A 14,618-nucleotide genomic window follows, 5' to 3' on the forward strand; every position below is an offset into this window, starting at 1 on the left:
ATTCCACTGCGGAGTGGTAGTTCAGTTGGTTAGAATACCGGCCTGTCACGCCGGGGGTCGCGGGTTCGAGTCCCGTCCACTCCGCCATTTATTTAAGAAGCCTCGCTTAGTGCGAGGTTTTTTTGAATCTGACATTTAAAGATTCAATACAGTTTAGGGGTGTAGCTCCAATTGGCAGAGCAGCGGATTCCAAATCCGCGTGTTGGGAGTTCGAATCTCTCCACCCCTGCCATACAGAAAGCCTCAGCAGAAATGCTGGGGCTTTTTTGCATCTATTACTTTTGCAAAGTAGGTGTTAAGAGCTGGTTCGCCAGCTCAGCCGAATCCTCGGAGTGCCGCTCCAGTCCCCCTTGTCATATGAAAGCCTCAGCAGAAATGCTGAGGCTTTTTTGCATCTATTGCTTTTGCAAAGCAAGCGTTAGGAGCTGTATCGCCAGCCCGGTTGAATCTTCGGAGTACCGGCTCAGTTCCCCTGCCATACAGAAAGCTTAAGTAGAAATACCGGGACCTTTTGTTATCTATACAAACTTTCCTTCAACTAGCTCCCATAGTGCTTTGATCATCGGATTGGAGATTTGTGCTTGTTGGCAGCATACACCTAGTTGTAAAGGCTTTAGAGGTAGTACTTTTAAACGCTCTACTTTGTCTCGTACCGGGCTGTTGTTAATGACCACATCTGGCGCAAAGCCAACGCCACAACCTAGAGCGACCATGCTTACAATGGCTTCATGCCCTGCTACTTGAGCGTAAACGTTGGGTTTAAGCTTCATTTTTTTAAACCAGTGATTGGCTCTGTCTCTTGCTGTTCCTGCCTCTGGAACGATAAATGGAATTTGAGACCAATCTGGGCTTTCTTGGTTGAGTAATGGAGCGAAGCTACTGTTTCCTGTTGGCGCTATTACCGACAAAGGGATGTCGCTGATGGTTTCAAACATCAATTTGGCTGGCATGTTGTCGGGTTTGGCTGAAATGGCGATATCTGCTTCGTCATTGAGGATCTTATCTATCGCCTGAGCAGGGTCACCTGTAGACAGTTTTAGCTCGATATTGGGGTACTGAATTCGAAAGTCATTGAGCAAGTCTGGAAGGTGAGAATAACTGGCGGTAACGGAACAAAATAGCCTTAGTTCACCAGTTAAAGCTTCGGTTTCTCCCGATACCGAAGAGCGAAACTGATTCCACTCACCAATCATCTGGATTGCAACAGGAAGCAGCTTTTTACCTGCCGGTGTCACATCCACACTGCGATTATCACGAAGAAATAAGGTCTGCTGAATTTCGTCTTCGAGCTTTTGTATCTGCCTGCTGAGCGCTGAAGGACTGATGTGCATTGCCGTCGAGGTTTTACTAAAACTTCGACTGTCGCAAAGATGAACAAAGTATTGAAGGCTTTTGATGTTCATAATGGTGTCATTTTGATCAATAAAAAGATTGGTTGTTGCGATTATTGCAATTACTAATTGTGAATATATCACTTTGAGCAACTTAATGTCTGAATTAGTATGAGGGTATTCGACATTGAGCTGTCGACCTTATGGAAAAATTAAACAGGAGTTCCAGAAAATGGCTAACTACTTCAACACCTTAAACTTGCGTGAGCAACTAGACCAATTAGGTCGTTGTCGCTTTATGGATCGCAGCGAATTCGCAACAGAAGCTGATTACCTGAAAGGTAAGAAAGTGGTCATCGTAGGTTGTGGTGCGCAAGGTCTTAACCAAGGTCTGAACATGCGTGACTCTGGTCTGGACGTATCTTATGCACTACGTCAGGCTGCGATTGATGAGCAACGCCAGTCGTTCAAAAACGCAAAAGACAATGGCTTTGAAGTAGGGAGCTACGAGACTCTTATCCCTCAAGCGGATCTTGTGATGAACCTTACGCCGGACAAACAACACACTAATGTGGTTGAAACGGTAATGCCTCTAATGAAAGAAGGTGCTGCTCTGGGTTACTCTCATGGCTTCAACGTGGTTGAAGAAGGGATTCAGATCCGTAAAGACCTAACGGTTGTAATGGTTGCACCTAAGTGTCCGGGTACTGAAGTTCGTGAAGAATACAAGCGTGGTTTCGGTGTTCCTACTCTTATCGCGGTTCACCCTGAGAACGATCCAAAAGGCGAAGGCTGGGATATCGCAAAAGCTTGGGCTGCGGCAACAGGCGGTCATCGTGCAGGTTGTTTAGAGTCTTCTTTTGTTGCTGAGGTTAAGTCTGACCTAATGGGTGAGCAAACCATCCTCTGTGGCATGCTTCAAGCGGGCTCTATCGTATGTTACGAGAAGATGATTGCTGACGGTGTTGATGCTGGCTACGCTGGTAAACTTCTGCAATACGGTTGGGAAACAGTGACAGAGGCACTGAAGTTCGGTGGTATCACTCACATGATGGATCGCCTGTCTAACCCAGCAAAAATCAAAGCATTTGAGCTATCTGAAGAGCTAAAAGATCTGATGCGTCCTCTGTACAACAAGCACATGGATGACATCGTTACGGGTCACTTCTCTAGCACTATGATGGCAGACTGGGCAAACGACGATGTGAACCTACTTGGCTGGCGTGCAGAGACGGGTGAAACTGCTTTTGAAAACTACCCAGAAACTGACGTAGAAATCTCAGAGCAAGAGTACTTCGATAACGGTATCCTAATGATCGCTATGGTTCGTGCGGGTGTTGAGCTAGCTTTCGAAGCTATGACGGCGTCTGGCATCATTGATGAGTCTGCATACTACGAGTCTCTGCACGAGCTTCCACTGATTGCGAACACCATTGCTCGTAAGCGTCTATATGAAATGAACGTGGTTATTTCTGATACTGCAGAATACGGTAACTACCTGTTTGCTAACGTTGCTACTCCACTGCTACGTGAGAAGTTCATGCCTTCAGTAGGCACAGACGTTATTGGTAAAGGACTGGGTGAGTCTTCTAACCAAGTAGACAATGCTCGCCTAATCGAAGTAAACGAAGCGATTCGTAACCACCCAGTTGAGTACATCGGTGAAGAGCTTCGCGGTTACATGACTGACATGAAACGTATCGCAGTAGGCGGCTAATTCCGACTTCTGAGAAGCCAGGCATTCACTAACGTTCAAAGTGAGTGCCTTCTTCTAAAACTGAATATTTGTTCCAGCGTTGTCGAGTAAATCGACTACGCTTATAAAGCAAAAGAACTCCAGCAGACTGGGGTCGATAATACAAATAGTAAACACAACATAAATTAAAAAGGCTTGTTCCATTTGGAGCAAGCCTTTCTTTTTGTACTACTTCTTGGGTCTACTTATCTGCAAGCTTCTCTTCCAGCTCCGCCAGCTTTTGCTCCATTTCTGTCAGCTTTTGACGAGTGCGAAGCAATACTTGAGTCTGTACATCAAACTCTTCTCGGCTAACAACATCCAGCTTGTTTAGCTGACCTTGAATGACCTGGCGTACTTTATGTTCTACATCGCTGCCAAGTTCTTTTACAGGTTGTGGCATCGATTCATGAATCTGTTTGGCAATTTGTTCGAGTTTCTTCGGATCAAACATGGGTAACTCCTTTCTATTTGGTTCCATTTTATGTAATTCCACGTACAAAGTCGTTAGCTACAGATAAGAAAAAGGCTACCTGAGTAGCCTTTTTACGAACCAAAATTTTCGTTGGTTTAGACCGATTCGTTACGAATCTCTCGCTGCGCTGCTTTCGCTTCGTCAACGCGAGCCAGTTTATCCAGTTCCTTGTCTTCAACAAAGACTGGCAATGGTTTGTGGTCTTCTGCCAGATAACTGTATATCACCGGAAGTACGAACAGGGTGAACAGAGTACCGATTGCCAGGCCCGCCACGATAACAATACCGATGCTGAATCGCTGAGCGGCACCTGCACCTGTTGCGTACATCAGAGGAATCAGACCTGCGATCATCGCAGCGGTGGTCATCAGGATTGGGCGAAGACGAACCTTTGCGGCTTCCATAACGGCCTGCATCTTGTTCTTCTTATTATGAAGCTGCTCTTCTTTGGCAACCTCACAAATCAAGATACCGTGCTTGGTGATAAGCCCGACAAGGGTAATCAGACCAACCTGCGAGTAGATGTTCATTGATGCCGCACCCCACGCAAGGGCAATCAAAGCACCACATATCGCCAGAGGTACCGATACCATAATAACCAGTGGATCTTTCACGGATTCAAACTGAATCGCCAGTACCAAGAAGATAATTGCCAATGCCAATCCGAAAGTTGCGTAAAGTGCGCTTCCTTCAGTAACAAACTGGCGAGAGGCACCCATGTAATCATGGTTGTAACCCGCAGGCAGTTTGGTCTCAGCAATGTTCTCAAACCAATTGATGGCTTCACCCATGGCAATACCTGGAGAAGGAACTGCGCCTACAGTGGCAGAGTTTAACTGGTTAAAGTGAGGCAATGAGCGAGGCTCTGCTACCACTTCAATCGAGATTAGACTGCCCAGAGGAATGGCTTTGCCATCTGCTGCGCGAACATAGTAGTTGTTCATCGATTCCGGGTTCAGGCGGTACTTACGTTCTACCTGAGGAATAACTTCATACGAACGACCATTCAAATCGATTCGGTTAACGTAACCATCGGCCATCATGGTGCTTAGAGTGATGCCTATGTCTTGCATGGTCACGCCGTACACACCCGCCTTATCTTTATCGATATGGATTTTCATGGTGGCTGAGTCGTAGTTCAGATCCAGATCTGAGTATACGAATAACGGGCTGCCATTCACTTCAGTCAATACATCTGTTGCTACCTGGAACAGACTTTCGAAGCTGTTTGGCGTTGTCATAACGAACTGGATAGGCAGACCAGAACCTGCACCAGGAAGTTCTGGCATCTCGAATGCCGTGACTGCCATGCCCGGGATGTCTTGTACCAACTGACCTACGCGGTTTTTCACGTCTGCCTGACTAGCCTCACGCTCACTCCAAGGCACCATTGAAGCAATACCAAATGCCTGGTTGGAGTTAGGTACACCAGTGAAGACCTGTGCGAACGCCACTTCTGGCTGATCCGATAAAATCTTGTTCACGTCGTTCATGGTGTTTTGCATGAAGTCCAGGTTGGCGTTGGAAGGTGCCGTACCCATTAGCATGACCACACCTTTATCTTCTGCTGGGGCCAGTTCACTTGGGATGAACTTAAACAGCATTGGAAGGCTGGCAAATACAATGATGGCAAACGCGATGATGACAGGACGACGCTGCATTACCGCAGCCAGCATGCCTTCGTATTTGTCCGACATGCGATCCAAGAAGCTATGAACGGTCTGCTCAAATTTGCTTGGCTTTTCGTTTGCCTTAAGCATTTTTGAACACATCATCGGCGAAAGCGTCAGTGCCACGATACCAGAGACAAATACCGACCCTGCAAGCGTTAAGGCGAACTCCTTGAAGAGCGACCCAGTGATGCCACCCATCATTGCGATTGGTGCGTATACTGCACCCAACGTCAATGTCATTGCGATAACTGGAACCGCGATTTCACGTGTACCAATGATGGCAGCGCGGAATGGAGACTCACCCAGCTTGATGTGGCGGTCAACGTTTTCCAATACGACGATGGCGTCATCTACTACCAGACCGATGGCAAGGACCATTGCTAAAAGTGTCATCAGATTCCATGAGAATCCCATTGCCTGCATCACCATCGCCACACCAATCAATGAAAGTGGAATAGTAACGATCGGAATAAGCACCGCACGGAAAGAGCCCAGGAAGAGTGTGATCACCACCAGTACAATCAGCGCTGCTTCCAGAATGGTTTTAATCACCTCCTGAATCGACTCATTAATTGCGATCGTGGAGTCATACATGACTTCCATTTTGATGTTACTTGGCAGGTTCTTTTCGAGCGTTGGTAATAACTCTAGCACGTCTGCCGCAATGTTGATCGGGTTTGCACTTGGTGCGGCGTTGATCGCTGCGACTACTGCTTCCTGACCATTGGCACTTGCACGATAAACGTCATGGCTTTTTTCCAGAGATACTTTTGCGATGTCGCCAAGGCGGATCACCAAACCTTCGCCAGTTTTCACCACCAATCGACGCAGTTCTTCCACGTTGGAGATCTGTGTGTCGGCACTGCCGTTGTACAGCACAAACTCACCGGTAGACTGACCTGTTGCAGACTGATAGTTGTTGGCGTTCAATACACCCATTACGTCGGTTGCCGTCAGGTTCAGTGCGCCCATTTTGGCAGGATCCAGCCACACACGCAGTGCGTATTTCAAACCGCCGTAAAGGTCGATCTTAGATACGCCGTTAACCGTGAATAGCTGAGGATTGATCACTCGCTCAAGATAGTCTGTTAGCTGGCTAGACACCAATTCATCACTGGTGAAACCAATGTAGAGAACCGCGGTGGTTGAGCCTGTCGACATGGTAACGGTTGGGTCTTCGGCTTCTTTTGGAAGCTGTGAACGCACCGAGTTGGTTTTCGCCAGAATGTCAGCCAAAGCAGCATTGGGATCAGTATTGAGCTTCATGGTTACCGTAATGGTGGATTTACCCAAAACGGACTGAGACGTCATAAAGTCAATATTGTCTGCCTGTGCGACGGCTTGTTCCAAGGGCTGTGTAATAAAGCCCTGAATCAGATCGGCACTGGCTCCGTAGTAACTGGTTGAAACGGTTACTACTGTATTCGTCATTTCAGGGTATTCACGAACCTGCATTTTGAACACCGCTTGCAAACCAAGCAAAGCAATCAAAAAGCTGATCGATACCGCTAAAACAGGACGTTTAATAAAAACATCAGTAAAGCGCATGCTTCCTCCGATTACAGCATTGGTGTTTCAGCAGGTGGGTTGATTGCATCGCTTTCAACAATGCGCACCTTCGCTTCATTACTCAGGCGAACCTGACCTGAAGTAACAACCACATCACCCGGATTCACGCCTTCCAGAATATGAGCAATGTGACCGGTACGTTCACCCACTTTGATGACTTGCTGTTTTACGCGTTGCTCGCCATTTTTATCCGACAGGATATAAACGTTGTCACCATATAGCGTGAATGTAATCGCTGTTTGCGGCAGGGTGACCTGGTTTTCGATAGTTGGCAGGATAATGTTCGCGCGGGCAAACATACCGCTGCGCAAGCGACCGTCATTGTTAGGAATGTCGGCTTGAACCTGTACCAAACCACTTTGCACGCTGACTGCTGGCTCAATTGCACTAATGGAACCTTCGAATGAACCTTCAGGGTACGCATCTACTTTAATGTCGACTTGCTGTCCGATGTTGATGCGAGAGATATCGGTTTGAGGAACCGTAAAGCGCAGACGCATAACACTGGTGTCTTCTAGGCGAACAATGTCGGTGCCTGGTTGCAAGTACTGGCCAAGGTAAACGTTACGAATACCGACTACGCCAGCAAATGGGGCTTTGATTTCTCGGCGCTCAATGGACGCTTTCAGGCTTTCAATGTCTGCAGAAAGCGATAAGTAAGCTGCTTGCGCATCGTCGTAAGCTTCTTTAGAGACAGAGCCTTTTTTGTAAAGACCAGCGTAGCGTTTGAATTTCGCTTGAGCGGCAGGAAGTTTCGCCTGAGTACTTTTCAGGTTCGCGCGCTCAACCTCTGAATCCAGAGTGATCAGAGTCTGGTCATTTTTCACTGTTGCACCAGATTCAAACTGAATTTTATCGATCACACCGCTGGTTTCAGTGGTCAGGGTGACGCCTTGATTAGGTTCGATAAAACCGATAGCTTCAATGGTAGGCACCCAGTCTACGGCTTCCACCTTTGTTACCGTCACAGGAAACTCAGGCTCTGGACGGTTTGCCAGATACTCAGCGATCTTTTGTTGCTTAAACAAGTTGAAACCTATCACGCTGCCGAACAGCAAAACCGCGATAAGTAACATAAAGAAAGTCCACTTTTTCATTCTCTTCAGAACTCCAAGTTAGTGTTGAACAATGGCATCCCAGCTGGCTTCAATCGCCGCTTCTAATGCGTCATCATCGAGTTGAAAGATCCCTAAGGCATGTTTTCGAGCAAGAGTGACTCCCACTTCCAAACTAAGACCAGATAAAATTGGGTTATCTAAAGGTTTTAGAACACCCGATTGTTTGCCCTCCGTGAACATTTGATCCACTTTGGCAAACATTTCCCGTTCAAGTTCCCTGATATTCATATACGCTGGTGTGGGTAGCGACTCATACTGGAGTTGATTGCACAGCGTTCGCCCTTCTGTTCGGGCTAAGTGCCAGATGTTAAGCCACATAACGCGGAAACGTTGCTTTAAGGGCATTTCATCGTCGACGTTTGCTTGAACAACATCGGCAATTCTCTGCGAGACCATTTTCCGAACCTCTATCAGCAAATCATCTTTGTCGCTGAAATAACGATAAATGGTGCCCGCAGCTACACCGGCTGAATGTGCAACTTTTTGCATTGATATACCATGGAACCCTTCCTCTGCAAGTAATTTTTCTGTCGCTTGCAATATTTTCAACCGCTTATTATTACTCATTGGGTTTTGATCCTCATGGTTTGCGCTACCCAAAGAAAAAATGAATGAACGTTCATTCATTATACTTCCAACCCTATAGCATCATGCAACAGTTAATTTGCATGAATCTTAGATTTGAAGAAGCAATTCTTCTTGGAATAAATCAGATGAGGCAATTACACTATGCCTCCAAAAGTTCGAAACCACAGAGACATCAAATGAAGCTGAACCCCAGACAAGATGAAGCCGTGAAATACGTGTCTGGTCCATGCCTGGTTCTTGCAGGGGCAGGGTCGGGTAAAACTCGTGTTATTACCAATAAGATCGCTTATCTGGTTCAGCAGTGCGACTACAAGGCACGCAATATTGCGGCGGTAACCTTTACCAATAAAGCTGCCCGGGAAATGAAAGAGCGAGTCGGGCAAACCCTTGGTAAGCAAGAATCCAAAGGTCTGATGGTATCGACGTTTCACACCTTAGGTCTGAACATTATCCGACGCGAATACAAGGCACTTGGCTTAAAAGCGGGTTTCTCGTTGTTTGATGATCAAGACCAGATGGCGCTGTTGAAAGAACTGACCGAAAAAGAACTCGATGGTGATAAAGACTTACTGCGCTCATTGCTTAGCCATATTTCGAACTGGAAAAACGACATGTGGTCACCAGCACAAGCCATTGAGCGTGCACGTGGCGAGCAAGAGAAATTATTTGGTCACTGCTTTGAAATGTACCAAAAGCAGATGAAAGCCTACAACGCACTGGATTTTGATGATCTGATTGCTTTGCCGGTGATGCTACTCAAGTCCAATGAAGATGTGCGCCAACGTTGGCGAAATCGCATTCGCTATTTGTTGGTCGATGAATATCAGGATACCAACACCAGCCAGTACGAATTGGTGAAATTGATTGTCGGTGAGCGCGGGCGTCTTACTGTGGTGGGAGACGATGATCAGTCTATTTATTCCTGGCGTGGAGCCAAGCCACAAAACTTGGTTTTGCTAGGGCAAGATTACCCTAATCTAAGGCTGATTAAACTAGAGCAAAATTATCGTTCAACCAGCCGAATCCTTCGCAGCGCGAATATCTTGATCGCCAACAACCCCCACGTGTATGAAAAGACGCTCTTTTCAGAAATCCCTGATGGGGAAATGCTGAAAGTACTTACTTCTAAAAATGAAGATCATGAAGCGGAGCGTGTGACGGGAGAACTGATTGCCCACAAATTCTTAAATCGCACTGACTATAAAGACTACGCCATTTTGTACCGGGGTAACCATCAGTCGCGTCTGATTGAAAAATCTCTGATGCAAAACCGTATCCCCTATAAGATTTCCGGTGGAACCTCGTTTTTTGCGCGTGCTGAAATCAAAGACATCATGGCGTATTTAAGAGTGTTGGTGAATCCGGATGACGACAACGCGTTTCTTCGGATTGTTAACACGCCGCGTCGTGAAATTGGTCCGGTGACTCTGGAAAAGCTGGGCAGCTACGCCAACATGCGTGGCAAAAGTCTGTTTGAAGCGAGCTTTGAGCTTGGGTTGGAGCAGCATTTGTCCGGGCGTGGATTGGAGAACCTTCGGAAGTTTGTCCAATGGGTCGTGGCGATTTCCGACAATGCAGAACGTGGCAATACGGTAGAGGCTGTACGCTCTTTGGTGCGGGATATTAACTACGAAGACTGGCTCTACGAAACGTCCTCTAGCCCGAAAGCGGCTGAGATGCGGATGAAAAACGTCTCGGATCTTTACAGTTGGATTGTGGCTGACCTTGAAGGCGACAACTACGATAACGAAGAAAAAACGTTAAAAGAGGTAGTACAGCGCCTGACGCTTCGCGACATGATGGAACGAGGTGAAGATGACGATGATGCGGATCAAGTTCAGTTGATGACGTTGCATGCATCGAAAGGTCTGGAGTTTCCATACGTCTATCTGATTGGGGCGGAAGAAGGAATATTGCCTCACCAAACCAGTATCGATGAAGAAAATGTCGATGAAGAGCGTCGCTTAATGTACGTGGGGATTACCCGAGCACAAAAAGAGCTGACTTTTACCTTGTGTAAAGAGAGACGTCAGTTCGGTGAGTTAATCAAACCTCAGCACAGCCGTTTTCTGGATGAATTACCATTTGACGATGTGGAATGGGAACAAGTGAAAAAACCTGTTTCTCAGGAAGAACGCATGCAAAAAGGGCAAGCTCACATTGCCAACTTAAAAGCCATGTTTAAGAAGTAGAAAAGAAACAAAAAGAGCAACGACATTCGTTGCTCTTCCTTTATATAAGCTTTCTGTTTCTGAAGGTTAGGTTACAACCCTTCAATCATATGCTCGATAGCGGCAATGATTTCTTCATCAGAACAATCCATACAAGCCCCTTTCGCAGGCATCGCATTGAAGCCGTTAATGGCATGATCGGTCATCACGTCCATTCCCTGAGCAATACGCGGAGCCCATTGAGCAGCATCTCCTTTAATTGGCGCACCACTCACTCCAGTACCATGACAGGCAGTACAGAAAACATTGTAGACGGTAGCGCCATCGCGTGGACCAGCAGGCTCAGCGGAAGCAGGTTCACTGCCAGCCAGGTAAACTTGACCGACAGGTTTAATGCGCTCAGCGATCGCATCATATTCTTCTTGGCTGACTTTGGCTGCAAAAGAGAAACTAGAAAAGGTTATTGTAGCTGCCAAAAGGCCAATTACTCGACGTGACATATCCATTACTCGCTATACATTTCCAGGCTTTGATAAATACGATGTTTATCTTTATTTAGTTTGTTATTTACCTAAGTTGGTGGCGGCGAGCTCTCACTCATATGCGACTTCTAACAACTCTGAAACTTCGCGTCACATCCCGTCGAAACCTAGGGTTTTTGATCGTAAAGGTGTAATACACCTGTTAAATCATTATAAATAATAGGTGATTATAGCGACTCAGGTTGTTGCAATAAACAACAACTTGTTCGCGACATGGGTTTAATCACATCCCAATTGCCGAAAAAGGCAACAATCAATAAAAAAACTGCAAAAAACACTAGACGACACTTTGTGATATACGTATTATTCCACTCCGCCGATAGGGCATGCGCCCGTAGCTCAGCTGGATAGAGCGTTGGCCTCCGGAGCCAAAGGTCGAAGGTTCGAATCCTTTCGGGCGCGCCATTTCGCCGGAAGGAGTTAAATCGGTAAATTCAGTGGTGGCTATAGCTCAGTTGGTAGAGCCCCGGATTGTGATTCCGGTTGTCGCGAGTTCAAGTCTCGTTAGCCACCCCATTTATTCTTTTTCTTGCTTTATGGTGATCCATAAAGGGGGAATGCCAGTAAGAGTGCTGGGACATTGTCGGTGAATAGCGCAGTTTGGTAGCGCATCTGGTTTGGGACCAGAGGGTCGGGGGTTCGAATCCCTCTTCACCGACCACCATTTCAATAATCGCATAAGCGGTTATACAAAAAGTTAGCGGTGGCTATAGCTCAGTTGGTAGAGCCCCGGATTGTGATTCCGGTTGTCGCGAGTTCAAGTCTCGTTAGCCACCCCATTATTTGGTAAGCGATTACCAGTTTCGATAAGAAACGAATACATTGTCGGTGAATAGCGCAGTTTGGTAGCGCATCTGGTTTGGGACCAGAGGGTCGGGGGTTCGAATCCCTCTTCACCGACCACTTTTAGAAAGCCTCGTTAGAAATAACGGGGCTTTTTTCGTTTTGATGGTTGCTGATTTATAGCATAGGGTCGTGGGCTGGAATGCCAGTCCAATCGAATCCCTCTTCACCGACCACTATTGGAAAGCCTCGTTAGAAATAACGGGGCTTTTTCGTTTTGATGGTTGCTGGTTTATAGCATAGGGTCGTGGGCTGGGGCGCCAGTCCGATCAAATCCCTCTTCATCGGCCATCATTAGAAAGCCTCGTTAGAAATAACGAGGCTTTTTTCGTTTAACAGTGGTTAGCAAAATTGCAATTAATGTCATGCTACCTGTCAGATCTTTTCGCCAAATAACGTCATTTTTTGCCTATTACGTGACATTTCCCACCTAGATTGCGACGAATTTTAAGTTTTTGCATGCTCCTTTAAATGCGAACTTATTTTTCTTTGCATACCAATAGCGTACGGTTATCAACCTGAGTTCTTACTGAAAAACCGAATACTTTTCTACATTAATGAGTTTTTCTGCGTTTTTTACTAGTTTAATTCGCTGTAATTAACTGCCATAGCAATGAAAAATACTTTTGATTTTTTATGATTAAAAACTTCAATGGTTAAAAGTTTTGCTTATTGTTTCTAATTTAATCTTAAATATTGCTACTTATGAATTTGTATAGATAAAGATCTCGCAAAATTACCGCTGTGCGGGATATGTTTTTTATTTGTTAAAAGTGCGGGCGAATAAAAATTCTTAAATGTGAATTGCGAATATTGTGTTAAATAACATATTGCTACTCTATTTGGCTTTCTATTTCCATGAAAGTTAAATGATAATTTTGTTTTTTTAGCATATTTGTTTAGACTTAATAGTTTGTTTTTGTGAATTAATATGCATTAATTCTGCTTTGAACGATGTGTTTTGTGCGCATTTATGCTTTGTTTGTTGCTTTTGTGTGAATTATTTGCCAAATTGTTTGCCTGTTAAAAGCCGGATGTAAAGCCGGATAGAGAATGGAATCAACTTGCAGACAGGGCAGAAAGCTGCCAAAGCAGTAGAGGTCTGGTGATGTCACTACTAGAAGTTAAAAATCTTCGAATTGAATACCCATCGCGGCATGGGGTACATGCAGCCGTTAAATCGCTTTCTTTTAATATAGAGAGAGGCGAAATCGTGGGTGTGGTTGGCGAATCCGGCGCAGGTAAATCGACCGTGGGTAATGCGGTTATCGATTTGCTGAGCCCTCCGGGTTTGATCGCTAATGGTGATGTTTACCTTGATGGAGAAAAAATCTCCGGATTGACCCCAGAAGAGATGCGCCAGGTGCGCGGCTCTAAAATCGGGTTTATCTTTCAAGATCCGATGACGTCGCTTAATCCACTGTTTACGGTGGAACAACAACTAAAAGAAACCATTCATGCCAACATGAATGTGTCAGACAGCGAAGCGTACGATCGCGCTTTGTCTCTCATGAAACAGGTAGGCATTCCTCAGCCTGAAAACCGTTTAAAACAATACCCTCACCAATTCTCTGGTGGTATGCGTCAGCGTGTGGTTATTGCCATAGCGTTGGCTGGTGAGCCAGATCTTATTATTGCAGACGAACCGACCACAGCACTGGATGTGTCCATTCAGGACCAAATTCTGAACTTGATTCGCGAATTATGTATCGAGAAAAACGTTGGCTGTATGTTGGTAACGCACGATATGGGTGTGGTTTCCAATGTGACTGACCGCGTTGCGGTTATGTATCGTGGTGACTTAGTCGAATTTGGCGCAACCAAAAAAGTATTGGGCGATCCTGACCACTCCTACACACGCAGCCTCATCTCTGCGGTTCCTCGCTCCGATGTGAAGCTTGATCGCTTTCCGCTGGTTAGCTACATCGAAGAAGCGCATGAAATGGAGCCGTTGGATGTTAAGAATCACTGGTTGGGTCAAAGCCAGGATCACCGTGATTACACGGGTCCGCTGCTTAACGTAGAAAACGTTAACCTTCGCTTTGTGACTAAGGATTCGTTCTTCGAAAGCCGCCGTGAATACGTGCAGGCATCAAATAACGTCAGCTTTGAAGTATTCGAAGGGGAAACTTTTGGTCTGGTGGGCGAGTCCGGTTCAGGTAAATCGACAATTGCACGTGTGATTGCCGGTCTTTACGCACCTAACTCGGGTAAGGTGACCTTTGAAGGCATCGACTTAACGTCTCTGAAATCTGAAAACGAGCGCCGTCCTTTGCGCCGTCAGATGCAGATGGTGTTCCAGAACCCATATACGTCGATGAACCCTCGAATGAAAATTTTCGACATCATTGCGGAGCCGATTCGTTTCCACAAATTGACACGCAATGAATCCGAAACCAGGCAGATTGTTGAAGACCTGCTTGAGCACGTTGGTTTGGGCAAAATGGCGGGAGTGAAATACCCCCATGAGTTCTCCGGCGGACAAAGACAACGTATTTCCATCGCACGTGCACTGGCGACACGACCTCGCCTGCTGATTTGTGATGAACCTACTTCAGCACTGGATGTTTCAG

At 46.1% G+C, this 14,618-nt stretch carries 9 protein-coding genes and 7 tRNA genes; 10 read left to right on the plus strand and 6 right to left on the minus strand.

What is annotated here, in order from left to right; all coding sequences use genetic code 11:
* The first annotated feature begins 10 nt into the window (after positions 1 to 10).
* Together RH89_RS04430 and RH89_RS04435 are read left to right on the plus strand one after the other, a co-directional pair.
* Positions 11 to 87: transfer RNA gene (locus RH89_RS04430), tRNA-Asp, on the plus strand.
* 68 nt (positions 88 to 155) lie between these two features.
* Positions 156 to 232, plus strand: a tRNA-Trp gene (locus RH89_RS04435).
* Positions 233 to 518: 286 nt separating this feature from the next.
* On the opposite strand, the gene ilvY is transcribed toward RH89_RS04435, so the two are convergent.
* Positions 519 to 1,403, minus strand: coding sequence for an HTH-type transcriptional activator IlvY (gene ilvY, locus RH89_RS04440; protein WP_004399647.1), 885 nt, complete (start codon positions 1,401 to 1,403; stop codon positions 519 to 521).
* 160 nt (positions 1,404 to 1,563) lie between these two features.
* On the opposite strand from ilvY, the gene ilvC reads away from it, so the two are divergent.
* Positions 1,564 to 3,048: a ketol-acid reductoisomerase gene (ilvC, locus tag RH89_RS04445; protein ID WP_004399648.1), complete on the plus strand. Its 1,485-nt coding sequence runs from the start codon at positions 1,564 to 1,566 to the stop codon at positions 3,046 to 3,048.
* Positions 3,049 to 3,268: 220 nt separating this feature from the next.
* Here ilvC and ubiK read toward each other — a convergent pair whose 3' ends face one another.
* The 4 genes from ubiK to RH89_RS04465 all read right to left on the minus strand — a co-directional run bounded on the left by ubiK (position 3,269) and on the right by RH89_RS04465 (position 8,468).
* Positions 3,269 to 3,520 (minus strand): ubiquinone biosynthesis accessory factor UbiK, encoded by a 252-nt coding sequence (ubiK, locus tag RH89_RS04450; RefSeq protein ID WP_004399649.1) that lies wholly within the window; start codon positions 3,518 to 3,520, stop codon positions 3,269 to 3,271.
* A gap of 116 nt (positions 3,521 to 3,636) precedes the next feature.
* Complete coding sequence (locus RH89_RS04455; protein ID WP_004399650.1) at positions 3,637 to 6,762, minus strand: multidrug efflux RND transporter permease subunit; 3,126 nt, start codon at positions 6,760 to 6,762, stop codon at positions 3,637 to 3,639.
* 11 nt (positions 6,763 to 6,773) lie between these two features.
* A complete protein-coding gene (locus RH89_RS04460) occupies positions 6,774 to 7,880 on the minus strand; it encodes an efflux RND transporter periplasmic adaptor subunit (RefSeq protein WP_004399651.1) in 1,107 nt (368 codons plus the stop codon).
* 18 nt (positions 7,881 to 7,898) lie between these two features.
* Complete coding sequence (locus tag RH89_RS04465) at positions 7,899 to 8,468, minus strand: TetR/AcrR family transcriptional regulator (protein ID WP_139063225.1); 570 nt, start codon at positions 8,466 to 8,468, stop codon at positions 7,899 to 7,901.
* Positions 8,469 to 8,665: 197 nt separating this feature from the next.
* Between RH89_RS04465 and rep the strand changes: the two genes are divergently transcribed.
* Positions 8,666 to 10,681 (plus strand): DNA helicase Rep, encoded by a 2,016-nt coding sequence (rep, locus tag RH89_RS04470; protein WP_004399653.1) that lies wholly within the window; start codon positions 8,666 to 8,668, stop codon positions 10,679 to 10,681.
* A 71-nt stretch (positions 10,682 to 10,752) separates the two neighbouring features.
* Here the strand turns inward: rep and RH89_RS04475 are convergent, their stop codons facing one another.
* Positions 10,753 to 11,166 (minus strand): c-type cytochrome, encoded by a 414-nt coding sequence (locus RH89_RS04475; RefSeq protein ID WP_004399654.1) that lies wholly within the window; start codon positions 11,164 to 11,166, stop codon positions 10,753 to 10,755.
* Between the two features lie 364 nt (positions 11,167 to 11,530).
* On the opposite strand from RH89_RS04475, the gene RH89_RS04480 reads away from it, so the two are divergent.
* The 6 genes from RH89_RS04480 to RH89_RS04505 all read left to right on the plus strand — a co-directional run.
* Positions 11,531 to 11,607 (plus strand) — tRNA-Arg (locus RH89_RS04480).
* 35 nt (positions 11,608 to 11,642) lie between these two features.
* A tRNA-His gene (locus RH89_RS04485) sits at positions 11,643 to 11,718 on the plus strand.
* A gap of 68 nt (positions 11,719 to 11,786) precedes the next feature.
* Positions 11,787 to 11,863, plus strand: a tRNA-Pro gene (locus RH89_RS04490).
* Between the two features lie 42 nt (positions 11,864 to 11,905).
* A tRNA-His gene (locus RH89_RS04495) sits at positions 11,906 to 11,981 on the plus strand.
* 47 nt (positions 11,982 to 12,028) lie between these two features.
* Positions 12,029 to 12,105 (plus strand) — tRNA-Pro (locus RH89_RS04500).
* Positions 12,106 to 13,153: 1,048 nt separating this feature from the next.
* Positions 13,154 to 14,618 (plus strand): ATP-binding cassette domain-containing protein (locus tag RH89_RS04505; protein ID WP_004399655.1); only part of this gene is annotated, 1,465 nt, incomplete at its 3' end.

The organism is Vibrio nigripulchritudo ATCC 27043 (genome assembly GCF_000222685.1).
Taxonomy (GTDB): Bacteria; Pseudomonadota; Gammaproteobacteria; order Enterobacterales; family Vibrionaceae; genus Vibrio; species Vibrio nigripulchritudo.